The sequence below is a fragment of the Polynucleobacter sp. MWH-Spelu-300-X4 genome, assembly GCF_018687515.1.
Lineage (GTDB): Bacteria > Pseudomonadota > Gammaproteobacteria > Burkholderiales > Burkholderiaceae > Polynucleobacter.
Genome location: NZ_CP061294.1, coordinates 1,457,015 through 1,471,157, shown reverse-complemented (window position 1 = coordinate 1,471,157; position 14,143 = coordinate 1,457,015). Strand labels below are relative to the sequence as shown.

The following is a 14,143-nucleotide window of genomic DNA, read 5'->3' as shown; positions in this document are numbered from 1 at the left end:
TTATGATGGTAAACGACTTAATTGACTTTCCAATTTTTCGCGCAAAGATTCAAAATCTGCCAAACGTTGTTTTTCCTGAATCACTACAGCTTCAGGGGCTCTTGCAACAAAGCTTTCATTATTTAGTTTGGAGTTGGCTTTAGCGATTTCAGAAGAGATGCGTTCAATTTCTTTATTGAGGCGAGCGCGTTCAGCAGTGGCGTCAATTTCGACCTTGAGCATCATCTTTGTGTTGCCGACAATAGCAACGGGAGCTCCTGCGCCATCTTTTTCTAGCTGGGCATCATCTTCATAAATCTTTACTTCCGAAAGCTTAGCTAGTGCTTGAATATAGGGGGCTGCTATTTGCAAATAAGCGGAGTCTCCACAGATATATAGCGGAACTCTTTGAGCCGGGGAGATTTGCATTTCACCGCGAAGGTTGCGACACGCATCGACAAGAGACTTAATTTCCGCAACCCATTTCTCGCTTACCTCATCAATCTTTTCCGGTTGTGACATAGGGTAAGCTTGAAGAGCAATCGTTTGCTTTTCGTCTTTGGAAATATCCTTGCCAGACATTGGCGCTACGATTTGCCACAATTCTTCCGTGATAAATGGAATGATTGGGTGGGCTAAGCGCAGAATAGTTTCAAGAACTCTTAATAGAGTTCTGCGGGTGGCGCGTTGTTGAGCTGGCGTGCCATTTTGTAGTTGAACTTTGGCAAGCTCTAGGTACCAGTCGCAGTATTCATCCCAAACGAATTGATAAATAGAGGTGGCGATATTGTCGAAGCGGTAGTCTTTGAAACCCTTTTCAATATCTGCTTCTACTTTTTGCAATAAAGACACAATCCAACGGTCTGCTGCAGAAAAGTCTAGTTGGCCATCAGGCCCGCAACCACCTTTGCATTCACCAAAGCCATTATCTTCAAGAGAGCCTTGGCAATTCATGAGTACGAAACGAGTGGCGTTCCATAGTTTGTTGCAAAAGTTTCTATAACCTTCACAGCGTTTTTGATCAAAATTAATATTGCGGCCTAATGTTGCCATGGACGCAAACGTGAAGCGCAATGCATCGGTGCCAAAAGCGGGAATGCCGTCTGGAAATTCTTTTTTGGTTTTCTTAGTGATACTTTCAGCTTGTTTTGGATTCATTAATCCAGTGGTGCGTTTTGCTAATAAAGTATCTAAATCAATGCCATCGATTAAATCAATCGGGTCTAAAGTATTGCCTTTTGATTTACTCATCTTTTGACCTTCCGCATCGCGCACAAGACCATGGACGTAGACTGTTTCAAAAGGAATCTTGCCGGTAAAGTGACAAGTCATCATCACCATGCGAGCAACCCAGAAGAAAATAATGTCAAATCCAGTAACTAACGCTGATGAAGGTAGGAAGTGAGCTAATTCAGGCGTTTTTTCTGGCCAGCCTAATGATGAGAATGGTACGAGAGCTGAGCTAAACCATGTATCTAAGACATCTTCATCTCGACGAAGGCTACCGTTGTAACCGTTGGCCTTCGCTTTTGCCGTAGCTTCAGCTTCAGTGCGCGCAACAATAATCTTTCCATCTTCTTGATACCAAGCGGGAATTTGGTGACCCCACCAGAGTTGTCTAGAGATACACCAATCTTGGATGCCTTCTAACCATTGGTTATAGGTGGTAGTCCAATTTTCCGGAACAAACTTCACATCGCCACATTTCACGGCATCTAAAGCCGCATCGGCAATGGATTTTCCTGGGCGGTATTGATTGTGCTCAGTTGGTTTGGACATGGCCACAAACCATTGATCTGTGAGCATAGGTTCGATGACCGATTTTGTACGATCACCTCTTGGCACCATCAATGTGTGAGGTTGAACTTTTTCAAGTAGTCCGGCAGTTTCAAGATCGGCAACAATTAATTTTCTAGCCTCAAAGCGATCAAGGCCGCGATATTTTTCAGGAGCGTCATCATTAATCTTGGCATCGAGCGTCAAGATATTGATCATTGGCAATTGATGGCGTAAACCGACTGCATAGTCATTGAAATCATGCGCAGGGGTTACTTTGACAACCCCTGTGCCGAATTCTTTATCCACATAATCATCCGCGATGATTGGGATATCTCGATCAGAAAGCGGTAAGCGTACTGATTGACCAATGAGATGCTTGTAACGCTCGTCTTCCGGATGCACCATCACGGCAACGTCGCCAAGCATGGTTTCTGGTCGAGTGGTCGCAACCGTTAAATATCCTTGGCCGCTGGCGAGTGGGTAGCGAATATGCCACATCGAGCCTTGCTCTTCTTCACTCTCCACCTCAAGATCTGAAACGGCGGTGCCCAAGATGGGGTCCCAGTTAACTAATCGTTTACCTCGGTAGATAAGACCTTGCTCATATAGGCTAACAAATACCTCAACGACTGCTTTGGACATTTTGGCATCCATCGTGAAATATTCACGACTCCAATCAATGGAGGCGCCTAGACGACGAATTTGACGGGTGATAGTGGAGCCAGATTGTTCTTTCCATGCCCAAACCTTTTCTAGGAACTTTTCTCTGCCTAGGTCGTGCCTAGAGACCTTCTGAGCGTCTAATTGGCGTTCTACGACGATTTGGGTGGCAATACCGGCATGGTCGGTGCCAGGAACCCATAGGGTGTTTTTGCCGCTCATGCGAGCATGTCTGGCTAACCCATCCATAATGGTTTGGTTAAAGGCATGCCCCATATGAAGGGTGCCAGTGACGTTTGGCGGAGGCAGTTGAATGCAAAAATTGGCCTTATTGGCATCTAAAGTGCCGGTGGCAATACCCTGTTTTTCCCATTCGGGGCCCCATTGAGCCTCGATGTTGGCGGGTTCGAAAGATTTAGCGAGATCAGAAAGATTTTTTGACATATCCCCGAATTATAATTTTTTGTTAGAACTTAAAGGCGTATGTGACAAATATTCTTCAAAACCTCAATCCCGAACAGCTAGAAGCGGTAACGCTATCCCCTGTGAATAATGACGGCAAAGCCCAGTCAGCTATGATTCTTGCGGGTGCTGGAAGTGGCAAAACCAAGGTCTTAACAACCCGTATTGCATGGTTAATTCAAACAGGACAGGCCTCTCCTATTGGGATTTTGGCGGTTACTTTTACAAATAAAGCCGCTAAAGAGATGTTGACGCGCTTATCGGCCATGATGCCCATTAATACACGAGGAATGTGGGTGGGCACTTTCCATGGTTTATGTAATCGGTTATTAAGAGCTCATCATAAAGATGCGGGTTTGCCTTCAACCTTTCAGATTTTGGATACTCAAGATCAGTTGTCGGCGATTAAGCGTTTATTGAAGTCATTAAAAATTGATGATGAGAAATATCCGCCTAAGCAATTACAGTATTTCATCGCGCATGCCAAAGAAAAAGGTTTACGTTCTAAAGATATGGATCGTGGAGATTCTTTTCAGAACACCATGGTTGAGTTGTACCAAGCTTATGAAGAGCAATGCCAAAAAGAGGGTGTTGTTGATTTTGCGGAGCTTTTATTACGTAGCTATGAGCTGCTCAAAAACCACCAGCCCATTCGTGAGCATTATCAAGAACGTTTCCGCCATATTTTGGTTGATGAGTTTCAAGATACCAATGCCTTGCAATATGCGTGGCTTAAGTTAATTTCTGGTTATGGTTCATCTAATCCAAGCTCTGTTTTTGCTGTGGGTGATGATGACCAAAGTATTTATGCTTTCCGCGGCGCAGATGTTGAGAATATGCGCTTATTTGAGCGCCACTTTAAGCCTCACTTGGTTAAGCTTGAGCAGAACTATCGTTCTTTTGGGCATATTCTTGATGCGGCTAATCATTTAATCGCGAATAACACTGAGCGTTTAGGTAAGAATTTGCGCACAGATGCTGGTCATGGCGAGCCTGTAAGAATTTATGAGGCATCAACGGATGGCACCGAAGCTGCTTGGATGGTTGATGAGATTAAGAGTCTCATTAATACAGGTAGCGCTAGAAGTGAGATTGCTATTCTTTATCGTAGCAATGCGCAATCCCGCATCATTGAGCACGGCTTATTTTCCGCGGGCATTCCGTATCGTGTTTATGGTGGTTTGCGATTCTTCGAGCGTGCTGAGATTAAGCATGCGTTGGCTTATTTGCGACTTTTAGAAAATCCCAATGACGATACCTCTTTTGCACGGGTAGTGAATTTCCCAACTAGAGGTATTGGCGCTAAGAGTGTGGAGACTTTGCAAGATAGTGCAAAAGTTAATAATTGCTCTTTCTATGCAGCAGCTCCTTATTTGGATGGTAAGGCGGGCAGTTTGATTGGCGCATTTGTGCGGTTGATTGATCATATGAGAGATTCCACCCGCCATTACACATTGCCTGAAACAGTCGATTATGTGATTCAGAACAGTGGTTTGATTCAACACTATTTGACGGAGCGAGAAGGTCAGGATCGCGTAGAAAACTTGCAGGAATTGGTCAATGCCGCAACAGCTTTCATTGCTGAAGAAGGTTTTGCGCAAGACACCGTAGCTGGCACTTCCCAAGATGAGCCTGTGATTGAGATGTCTCCTTTAGCTGGATTTTTAGCGCATGCTTCTTTGGAGGCTGGTGATAACCAAGCTCAAGCTGGACAAGATGCGGTTCAATTAATGACTGTGCATGCGGCAAAAGGCTTGGAGTTCACGACAGTATTTATTACAGGGTTGGAAGAGGGTTTATTCCCTCATGAAAATAGTGTGAATGAAGAAGATGGCCTAGAAGAAGAGCGCCGCTTGATGTATGTGGCGATTACACGTGCTAAAGAGCGATTATTTTTATCGCATACGCAATCTAGGCTTTTGCACGGTCAAGTGCGCTACAACTTGCCATCAAGGTTCTTGGATGAGTTGCCGGCGGAATCTTTAAAACATCTAACACCTAGAAATAAAGATGCAAGATGGGGGGGTACAACGACTCGAATGCCATCTTGGTCAGAGGGCAGTGATTGGGGTGGTCCTGCTGCTACAAGGCATCGTGGTGGAAGTTTTGATGTGACGCCAAGCGCAATTGCGGCCCCAATTAGTTCAATGCCTAGAAAAGATAATGGCCATGGTTTCAGAGTGGGGCAAAGCGTGTTCCACACTAAATTTGGCGAAGGCAGAATTTTAGCTATTGAGGGTAGCGCTGCTGAAGCTAAGGCGCATGTGAACTTTAATCGACATGGCCCTAAGTGGCTTCAGTTAGCGATTGCTAAGTTGACCGCTATTGATTGATGGCGGCTAATTAATAAAAAAATTAATTAGTCGTTGTTAAAGCAAGCTTTCCAAGTCGCGAAGAAAGAGCAGTACATCACAGTCAGTGCCGCCATTGAGTAAGGCGGTATGACAAATGGGATGGCTGCTCTAGCGCCAAAGCTATCAAGTATGGCCTCTATAAAAAATGGTACAGCCACAATCACAATGCCCCAAATGGCTAAGTAATAAATAAAGGCAGCTTTGTTTGTCCAGCAAGCAATCCAACTTGAAAACAAAGCTTGCCCTACAGACATTTTTTCCCAAGCAACTAAAACTGGCGCAAACCACATCACCATAGCAATTGGCACGTACAGACATGCGCCAATACCTAAGCTGAAATAAAGTTCTTTGACTTCGCGAATAGTGGGCTGTTTTTGTTCTGTCAGCATGGGAATCAACTGCTGAAAATCTATAAAAGCGCTCGCTATTAGGCTGAGTATTAAAACTAGAAATGCGTAAATAGTCCCCAGTACCAAAAGATTCTTTCTGATGTTGGGTATGACATTTTTTAATCCCACTAGGTAAACGCCAGGCGTAACGCGTTCTCCCTTAATAACCATTTGGCATGCAGTCATGAAGCCAACTGTTAGAGCTGGTGTTAAAAGTAAGACGATAAATACGCCAAAGACTGGAATAAGAATTAAGAATTGTGCAATAAAGATGTAAAGAAAAATGAGCATGAAAAATGCCAAAGGATTTTTCTTGAATAGCCAAAGTCCTTGACGTATCCATAGGTAGCCATCGCGGGCTTTAGCTTGTCTTAATTGCATATTTAAATGATTGCTAGATTGGTGCGACGTTGCGTTAGCACACGTTCAAAATGGGTTGGATCATGAGGTGTGAGCATTTGCGCGTCGCGAGGCAGGTAGTAATCCCATAAACGCGACACCCAGAATCTCAGTGCTGCGGCTCTCAACATAAGCTGCCACGATGCTATTTCTTCTGGTTTTAATGTACGAACTGATTGATAACTAGACATCATGGCGTTATAGCGTGGGGCATCTAATTCGCCGGTGACCAAATTAATGCACCAATCATTTACGGTAACTGCCAAGTCAAATAACCATTTATCCGTGCCGGCAAAATAGAAATCAAAAAATCCGCCAAGCTCATTATCTGAGTTAAATAAAACGTTATCTCTAAATAGATCACAATGACTAGGGCCTGAGGGGAGAGCTGCATAGTCGTTGCTGGTAAAGAATGCTATTTGTGCTTCAAGTTCTGTATTAATTAATTCAAGCTGCGTTGGATTAAGGTGGGGTTGGACGCTTGGGATGGTTTCTTTCCACCAAGACAAACTTCTCAAGTTGCCTTGGAACATCTTAAAGTCTGCGCCAGCTAAATGCATCTTAGCCAACATTTGACCGACTGCCTGGCAATGTTGAGCGGTAGGTGTTAATTGAGACTTACCGGAAAGTTTTGTGACAATCGTCGCGGGCTTGTTATTCAGTGATTCGAGAACTTCTTGCTGCTTATTTTTCATGGGCGCAGGCACGGGTATGCCCTTTTCCGCCAAATGCCCCATAAGGTTTAAATAATAAGGGAGCTGTTCTGGTTTGAGGCGTTCAAATAAAGTCAGTACGAATTCTTTTTGAATGCCATCTTTTTCTAATGTTAAAAAGAAATTTGAATTCTCGATGCCAGAGCTAATACCTTTGAGATCTGTGGCAATGCCAAGATCATATTTTTTTGAAAGCCAATTATTGACTTCTTCTAGGGTAACGGGGGTAAAGACAGCCATAGCGATGAAATAATTAGAAAGGCATTCGAATGGTTGGCACGCGATTCACATCTTGATTGCGTACATTCGGTGCGGGTGCGTCGGATGGCGCGCTCATTTCATAGCGAGTGCCCATTGGGGTTTCCACAATCACTTCAGTCGCTTTGCCACCTTCTTTGTATTCTTTGATGTTGGTGCCATCCGCTTCTTTATGCTCAAAAGAAGGCTTTTTAGGGCCAGCTTTGCCACTTTCGCCATTATTTTTGATGGCGGGCACAGCTGGTTGCTGATTAATCTTCTGCAGTTCTTCCGCGCTTAATGCTTGCACAGGTTGAGCGCTAAGTCCTTGTGATGTAAAGGAAAATATGGAAAATGCCACGCTCAAAAGAGCCACATTTAAAGAATTTTTTGTTTGCATAGAATAAGAAAATACCAAGCTAATCGTTCATCAATTGTACGATTGTGGGATGTCTACACATCGCCTTTTGCTAGTTGACGGTTCTAGCTACCTTTACCGTGCCTTTCATGCCATGCCAGATTTGAGAAATTCTCAGGGATTTCCTACGGGAGCTATTCAAGGAATGGTCAACATGATGCGCCGTGCGCGCACTGAATTAGATGCGGATCATATTGCCTGCGTATTCGATACCAAAGGTAAAACATTTAGAGAAGAAATGTATCCCGAGTACAAGGCGAATCGTTCTTCGATGCCGGAAGATTTGGCGATGCAAATTGAATCCATTCACCAAGTCGTCAAAGCTTTGGGGTGGCCGGTGTTGGCAGTTGAAGGTATCGAAGCAGATGATGTGATTGGCACTTTGGCTAAGCAAGCCAAAGCTCAGAATTGGACAGTGCTCATTTCGACGGGTGATAAAGATTTAGCGCAGCTAGTTGAGCCGGGTATTAGTTTGATTAACACCATGACTGAAGAGCGTTTAGATACAGATGGCGTGATTGCTAAATTTGGCGTGCCACCTGAGCGCATTGTTGATTATCTATCCATCATGGGTGATGCTGTTGATAACGTTCCCGGTGTTCCTAAGGCGGGCCCGAAGACAGCGGTTAAGTGGATAAATGAATTTGGCACTTTGGATGAGTTAATGCGTCGTGCTGATGAAGTTAAAGGAGTTGTTGGTGAGAATCTGCGGGCAACTCTAGGGTGGCTTCCTAAAGCTCGAGAGTTGGTAACCGTCAAAATTGATTGTGATTTAAAAGAGCATTTGATTGGCCTGCATGAGTTACATGCTAAAGAAGAAGATAAAAATGCTTTAAGAGATTTATTTACGCAGTTTGGATTTAAATCTTTATTAAGAGATTTGGATAAAGGCAATCCTGCAAGCACGACAAGTCCCCTGGCACCCAAGTCTACGCCACTCCCAATGCAGACAACTCAAGCTGCAGGCGATTTATTTGGCTTTGTCGCCAATCAGGTGCCTGCTCCTTTAGAGAGGAACTATCAATGCGTGACAACGCAAGAACAGTTGGCTGGCTGGATTAAGAAAATAGAAGCGTCTACTTTGACATGCGTTGATACAGAAACAACTGGGTTAGAGCCTTTGCGGGTTGGTTTGGTAGGCATTTCTTTATCCACTGAGCCAGGGGTTGCTTGTTACATACCTTTAGCGCACACCACGAATGAAGATCAATTAAATAAAGCAGATGTTTTGGCGCAGCTAAAACCTTGGTTGGAAGGTGAGCAATATAAAAAGCTTGGCCAAAACCTTAAATATGACATCCATATTTTTGCCAATGAGGGTATTCAGTTAAAGGGTGTGGCGCATGACACCTTGTTGCAATCCTATGTGCTTGAATCACACCGAAGTCATGACATGGATAGTTTGGCTTCTCGCCATTTAGGTGAAAAAACCATCACTTATGAAGAGGTGTGTGGCAAGGGCGTTCATCAGATTACTTTTGATCAAGTTGATTTGGAGACTGCAACTAAATATGCGGCGGAAGATGCTGATATCACGTTGCGATTGCATCATGCGATGTATCCAGCCATTGAGGCGGATGAAAAGTTATTAAAAATTTATCGAGAGATCGAAATGCCGGCGATGCACGCATTGGCGGTCATGGAAAGAAATGGCATTTTGATTGATATTCCTAAGTTGGCTGCTCAAGGTCAGGTCGTTGGTCAGCGATTGTTGGAGTTGGAAAAACAAATTCATGAGTTGGCCGGACAACCTTTTAATATCCAATCTCCTAAACAGATTGGTGAAATATTATTCGGTAAATTAGAGTTGCCGGTGGTTAAGAAAACCCCTTCTGGGGCACCTTCAACCGATGAAGAAGTTTTGCAGAAACTCGCTGAAAACTATCCTCTGCCGGCTAGGATTTTGGATTACAGAAGTTTGGCCAAGTTGCAGTCGACTTATATTGAAAAATTGCCGCGCATGGTTCACCCAAAAACGGGCAGAGTGCATACTAGTTTTTCTCAAGCGGTAGCGGTGACCGGTCGTTTAGCTTCGAGTGATCCTAATTTACAAAATATTCCTGTTAGAACTGAAGAGGGCCGAAAAATTCGCGAAGCATTTGTTGCGCCGACTGGTTCTCATTTGGTATCTGCAGATTATTCACAAATTGAATTGCGCATCATGGCTCATATTGCTGAAGATGAAAGCTTATTAAAAGCTTTTGCTGCTGGAGAGGATATTCATAAGGCGACGGCTTCCGAGATGTTCCATGTGCCTTTAGATCAAGTGAGCTCAGAGCAGCGTCGCTACGCCAAGGTTATTAACTTTGGTTTGATCTATGGCATGAGCGCGTTTGGTTTGGCTTCTAACTTAGGGATCGAGCGTTCTGCTGCTCAGCAATACATTGATACTTACTTTGCGCGTTACCCTGGAGTGGCTCAGTACATGGCTGATACGCGCGTCTTGGCAAAAGAGCATGGGTATGTTGAAACTGTTTTTGGGCGCCGCCTTTGGTTACCTGAGATTAGAAGTGCCAATGGGATGAGGCGCCAGGGTGCTGAGCGTGCTGCGATTAATGCGCCGATGCAGGGGACGGCGGCTGATCTAATTAAGATGGCGATGATTGCCGTGCAAGAGTGGTTAGAGAAGAATAAACTAGAGACTCGTCTGTTATTGCAAGTGCATGATGAGTTGGTGCTTGAGGTGCCTGATCATGAGTTGCAATTGGTGAAGGAGCAACTGCCTGGTTTGATGACGAATGTGGCCCAATTAAAAGTACCATTATTGGTTGAGGTGGGCGTTGGCCTTAATTGGGAAGAGGCACATTAATAAGTGGATAAAAACAACGGAGACTGCTGTGGATAAAAACTTAATGAGTGAAGCAACATCTTTATTAAATCCGTCAAAACCAAATAGACGTGAATTTTTAAAGGTAGGGGCAACGGTAGCAACTGGTTTAGGTTATGTGGCAGCTGCTGAGCCAGCCATGGCGCAGGCAATCAAAACAGACTTTGAAGGTATTCAAGGTGGTGAAGTCAGTTTTATGTCTAAAGATTTTCAAATGTCTGCTTATGTTGCTAGACCTAAAGTCACTCCTAAAACAGGGTTGCCGGTGGTTTTGGTGGTGAGTGAAATATTTGGTGTGCACGAATACATCGCTGACGTTACAAGACGCTTTGCTAAATTGGGCTATTTGGCGATTGCGCCAGAATTATTTGCAAGAGCGGGAGACCCCAGTGCTATGGGTACGCTTGCCGAGATCATGAAAGAAATCGTGGCCAAAACACCGGATGCTCAAGTCATGGATGATCTAAAAGCAACCATCGCTTGGGCTGGTAAGAATGGCGGTGACTTAAAACGTATGGGCATCACAGGATTTTGTTGGGGTGGTCGCATCACTTGGTTAGCGAGCGCTCAGATTCCTCAAATTAAAGCAGGTGTTGCTTGGTATGGCAGGTTGGTGGGAGACAAGACACCTAATTCCCCGTTACATCCGATTGATTTGGCTGCTCAAATGAAAGCGCCGGTGCTAGGTCTTTATGGAGGTGCTGATACGGGTATTTCTGTCGAGAGTATTAATCAGATGAAGGTTGCCTTATCTGCAGCTAAAGACAATAAAGCAGCGCAAGCGGCGACTTTTGAGATTTATCCTGATGCGCCACATGCTTTCCATGCAGACTACCGCCCAACATATCGTGAAGCACCTGCAAAAGATGGTTGGGCTAGATGCCTCGCGTGGTTTAAGCAACAGGGAGTGGTATGACCTTATTTTGGATTGTTTTAGCAACGACCGTTGCTGGAGTATTAAGTATTGCTGCGGCAGCTAGTTTGTCTTTAACTATTTTGTCGCGCATGGTTGATAAGATGGTGAGTCTTTCTGTAGGCGTGCTCCTATCAACAGCGTTATTGCATTCATTACCTGAGGCATTTACTTCTGAGGGTGTTGATATTCCAGCGCTCTTTATTGCTTTATTTGTGGGTTTGCTTGGCTTCTTTGTTTTAGAAAAAGCTGCCTTATTACGCCACACACATCACCATGAGCATGATGGGCATGGACATCATCATGGCCATGATGCTGAATCAGCGGGTCGTAGTGGTTGGGTCATTCTATTGGGTGATGGCTTACATAATTTTGCTGATGGTATTTTGATTGCAGCCGCATTCTTAGCGGATCCTCAAGTGGGTATTTTGACTGCGGTAGCGATTGCTTTACATGAAATTCCTCAAGAGGTTGGCGACTTCATTGTTTTACTAAATGCCGGATTTACCAAGGCTAGGGCTTTGGTCTATAACTTGATTTCAAGTTTGATGGCTGTTGTTGGCGGTGTCTTGGGTTATTTCTTCTTGGATAAGGCTGAAGCGCTTATTCCATATGTGATCGTTTTCGCATCCAGCAGTTTTATTTATATCGCTGTGAGTGATTTGATGCCGCAAATGCATCGTAGGCCTAAGCTTAAAGAATCTATTGAGCAAGTAGCTCTAATTATTCTTGGTGTGGTGCTAGTTCTATCGATTGCTGAGCTTGGCCATGTTCATTAAGAGAGCTAAGAGCTAATACTTTCTCGGGATTGAGTGCGCCTATTTTAATAAGGCTAGCAATTGTTTCTTCCATTTCAGAAATGATGCGACTCTTTTGTTTGATTGGGTCCATGAATTATTTTTCTATCGGGCGAGTAGGGTCTGCGCACCACTCGCTCCAACTGCCTGCATAAACAGACGATCCTGAATGGTTCGCTAATTCCATCGAAAAAAGATTGTGGCAAGCGGTGATGCCCGAGCCACATTGATGGACTATTTCGGAGCTAGGCAGGCCTCCTAAAAGCGCATCAAATTCTTGACGTAAAGCCTCAATTGATTTGAATTTCCCATCACCATCAAGATTGTCTTTAAAGCAACGATTGATGGCTCCTGGAATGTGTCCGCCTACAGGATCTAAGACTTCATTTTCACCATGGAATCGATCATTGGCGCGCGCATCCAAAATAGTGAAATTTTTATTTTTAAGATTGTTGACAACGGCATCTACTAAAACCAAATTTTTATAAGGTTGTAATTTTGTTTCCGCTACTGGCTGACGAAACGTCTCAGAGTCAGTTACTGGAAAACCAAAATTTTTCCAGGCACTAAAGCCACCATTTAAAATGGAAACGTGTTGATGTCCCGTTGCTTGTAACATCCACCATAAGCGTGCGGCATACATGCCACCTTGATTGTCATAAGCGACCACATGTTGATGGGGTGTGATGCCTAGGTTGGCGTAAGTCTTTTCCCATGCGGAAAGGCTAGGTAACGGATGGCGACCATTTTTACCATTTTTGCTGGTGGCTAAATCTTTATCAGAGTGAATATAGACGGCGCCAGGAATGTGGCCTTCTAAGTAAGATTGATAACCAGCTTCTGAGTCGACTAAATCAAATCTGCAATCAAATAAGAGGATGGGGGTCTTGGTATCAAGAAGATCTTTAAGTTGATCTACTTCAATTAGTGATGCGCCTGACATATCACCCTCTTATTGAGATTTAAGAATTTGGGATTTAAAAATTATTTTGAATCTTGGTAAGCCATGGTGTTTCTGTACCACTCATGGAAGTGTTGCATGCCATCTTCCATAGGGCTTTGATAAGGACCCACTTCGTTAATGCCGCGATCAAGTAAAGCTTTTCTGCCGGCATCCATGCGCTCAGCGATTTCATCATCTTCAATACATGTTTCCATGTAGGCAGCTCTTTCAGCTTCGATGAATTCTCTTTCGAAGAGCGCAATTTCTTCAGGGTAATAGAACTCAACAATATTGCGAGTTTTGTTCGGGCCTAAAGGTTGCAAGGTTGAAATACAAAGAACACCCGGATACCACTCCACCATGATGTTAGGGTAGTAAGTTAACCAAACGGCACCGTATTTAGGCATTTGCCCATTGTGATGGCGTAAAACAGCCTCGTGCCAACGTTGATAGGTTGGCGAACCGGCTTGCTGCAATTGTTTGTGTATACCTACGGTTTGTACGCTATACCAATCACCAAATTGCCAATTCAAATCATCGCAAGAAACAAACTTGCCAAGACCTGGGTGAAATGGTTCTACGTGGTAATCCTCTAGGTAGACCTCAATGAATGTCTTCCAGTTGTAGTTGCATTCATGAACTTCCACGTGATCCAACATGTAGCCAGAAAAATCCAAATCTTTACTGACCCCCATTTTTTGCAAATCAGCGTGCACATCGCGTGGACCTTCAAAAAGAAGACCTTGCCAGTTTTGTAGTGGTGACTTACCTAAATTTAAACAGGGTTGCTCATCAAAATGCGGCGCTCCTAATAAAGTGCCGTCAGTTTTGTAGGTCCAGCGATGTAATGGGCAAACGATTTGATTGGTGTGACCTTTGCCGTTAAGCATGATGGCTTGGCGGTGGCGGCACACGTTTGATAAAAGTTCTACGCCTGACTGGTTTCTAACTAGAACACGACCTTCACTCTCTGAAGTCAGTGTTTGATAGTCTCCAATCTCAGGTACCATTAATTCGTGACCGACATAGCCAGGCCCTTGCTTAAAAAGCAATTCAATTTCACGTTGGTATAGCTCGGCATCAAAATAAGCCGATACCGGTAGTTGTAGCTTGGACGGTGCAAGTTGCTGCACGGTAGCCAGATTAGTCATTCTTCCCACCCCCGAAAAAAGTCAGCCGAAGCTAAGCGGAATAACCAATCCAACCATCGACATGTCGATATTGGAAAGGAATCGATGATTATAGCGGCCAATAAAGCCTTAAAATCTATCCG

At 44.1% G+C, this 14,143-nt stretch carries 10 protein-coding genes; 4 read left to right on the top strand and 6 right to left on the bottom strand.

What is annotated here, in order from left to right; all coding sequences use genetic code 11:
- Positions 1-2,862, bottom strand: coding sequence for a valine--tRNA ligase (locus ICV01_RS07495; protein WP_215287109.1), 2,862 nt, complete (start codon positions 2,860-2,862; stop codon positions 1-3).
- Positions 2,863-2,903: 41 nt separating this feature from the next.
- On the opposite strand from ICV01_RS07495, the gene ICV01_RS07490 reads away from it, so the two are divergent.
- Positions 2,904-5,213: a UvrD-helicase domain-containing protein gene (locus ICV01_RS07490; protein WP_215287102.1), complete on the top strand. Its 2,310-nt coding sequence runs from the start codon at positions 2,904-2,906 to the stop codon at positions 5,211-5,213.
- 26 nt (positions 5,214-5,239) lie between these two features.
- Here ICV01_RS07490 and ICV01_RS07485 read toward each other — a convergent pair whose 3' ends face one another.
- From ICV01_RS07485 to ICV01_RS07475, 3 genes are read right to left on the bottom strand one after another with little or no spacing between them, the layout of a single operon-like run.
- On the bottom strand, positions 5,240-6,004 hold the full coding sequence (locus ICV01_RS07485) for a BPSS1780 family membrane protein (RefSeq protein ID WP_215287100.1): 765 nt from the start codon (positions 6,002-6,004) through the stop codon (positions 5,240-5,242).
- 2 nt (positions 6,005-6,006) lie between these two features.
- Entirely contained in the window at positions 6,007-6,975 is a 969-nt protein-coding gene (locus tag ICV01_RS07480; RefSeq protein WP_215287097.1) for a homoserine kinase, read from the bottom strand.
- Positions 6,976-6,988: 13 nt separating this feature from the next.
- Positions 6,989-7,372: a hypothetical protein gene (locus tag ICV01_RS07475; protein ID WP_215287095.1), complete on the bottom strand. Its 384-nt coding sequence runs from the start codon at positions 7,370-7,372 to the stop codon at positions 6,989-6,991.
- Between the two features lie 49 nt (positions 7,373-7,421).
- Here ICV01_RS07475 and polA point away from each other — a divergent pair, with 49 nt between their 5' ends.
- The 3 genes from polA to ICV01_RS07460 are packed head-to-tail and all read left to right on the top strand — an operon-like array spanning position 7,422 to position 11,909.
- Positions 7,422-10,199 carry a DNA polymerase I gene (gene polA, locus ICV01_RS07470; RefSeq protein WP_215287094.1) on the top strand — a complete coding sequence of 926 codons (2,778 nt, stop codon included), beginning with the start codon at positions 7,422-7,424 and terminating at the stop codon, positions 10,197-10,199.
- A 43-nt stretch (positions 10,200-10,242) separates the two neighbouring features.
- Positions 10,243-11,133, top strand: coding sequence for a dienelactone hydrolase family protein (locus ICV01_RS07465; RefSeq protein ID WP_215289176.1), 891 nt, complete (start codon positions 10,243-10,245; stop codon positions 11,131-11,133).
- Positions 11,130-11,909 (top strand): ZIP family metal transporter, encoded by a 780-nt coding sequence (locus ICV01_RS07460; protein ID WP_215287092.1) that lies wholly within the window; start codon positions 11,130-11,132, stop codon positions 11,907-11,909. The genes ICV01_RS07465 and ICV01_RS07460 overlap by 4 nt, the downstream gene beginning before the upstream one ends.
- 115 nt (positions 11,910-12,024) lie before the next feature.
- Here the strand turns inward: ICV01_RS07460 and ICV01_RS07455 are convergent, their stop codons facing one another.
- Positions 12,025-12,870, bottom strand: a complete 846-nt coding sequence (locus tag ICV01_RS07455) for a sulfurtransferase (RefSeq protein ID WP_215287090.1) — start codon at positions 12,868-12,870, stop codon at positions 12,025-12,027.
- A gap of 41 nt (positions 12,871-12,911) precedes the next feature.
- Positions 12,912-14,021: an aromatic ring-hydroxylating dioxygenase subunit alpha gene (locus tag ICV01_RS07450; RefSeq protein ID WP_215287088.1), complete on the bottom strand. Its 1,110-nt coding sequence runs from the start codon at positions 14,019-14,021 to the stop codon at positions 12,912-12,914.
- Between the last annotated feature and the right edge of the window lie 122 nt (positions 14,022-14,143).